This window comes from Mesorhizobium sp. M0772, assembly GCF_040320135.1.
Taxonomy (GTDB): domain Bacteria; phylum Pseudomonadota; class Alphaproteobacteria; order Rhizobiales; family Rhizobiaceae; genus Mesorhizobium.
Window position 1 is genome coordinate 1 of record NZ_JAMYPB010000124.1, and the last position, 742, is coordinate 742.

At 59.7% G+C, this 742-nt stretch carries 1 protein-coding gene; it reads right to left on the reverse strand.

The window, feature by feature from the left end:
- Positions 1-648 (reverse strand): aminotransferase class III-fold pyridoxal phosphate-dependent enzyme (locus NKI06_RS30860; protein ID WP_502900634.1); only part of this gene is annotated, 648 nt, incomplete at its 3' end.
- Positions 649-742: the final 94 nt, after the last annotated feature.

Genomic DNA, 742 nt, shown 5'->3' on the forward strand with positions numbered 1-742 from the left:
GATTCCATTGTTTCTGAAGAACCGGCTCATGGCTTTCATTGCGGCGGTTTCGTCGGGCGAAGGATAGGCTTCCCGGTAGTCGTGTGGCAGCTTCTGCTTGGGATGGATCCGAAAGAGCGACGCAGCACCACTGATTACATAATGCGCTTGATGGTGCGCAATCGCAGCAGTAAGAGCCGAGCGCAATCGCTCGCCCATTGCCTCCAGCCCATCGAATGCCGCTTCAGTCATAGCTTCTAAGCAGACACGGCCCGCGACCATTGAGACCGGGTTTGCGGAGAATGTGCCGCCTTGGGCCACCTTGGCGTGACCAGCCGATCCGTCGAACACACCCATCACGCGTCGCGATCCGCCAATAGCACCGATCGGGAACCCACCACCGATGATTTTCCCGGCTGCAATCAAGTCTGGTTCAATGCCGTAGCGTGCGGAGGCTCCCCGATAGCTTTGCCGGAGATTGAGCACTTCGTCGCAGACGATGAGAATATCATGCTGGCGTGCGGTTTCGATGACAGCGGCAACAAAGTCGGGATTAGGCGGAATAAGGCCACAGCCGCTCGGCATCGGGTCAAGCAAAACGCACGCCAGTCGATCGGCAGCATCCGCAATCCGGCGGCGGGCGCCGTCGGCATCGTTGAACCGAAGCATGACGACCTCGTCGGCAACCGATGCCGGCATGCCTACATAGGAGGGCACCGCGACGGGTGCGTCGGGAGATCCCCAAGTGGAAGGTATTCCCCCG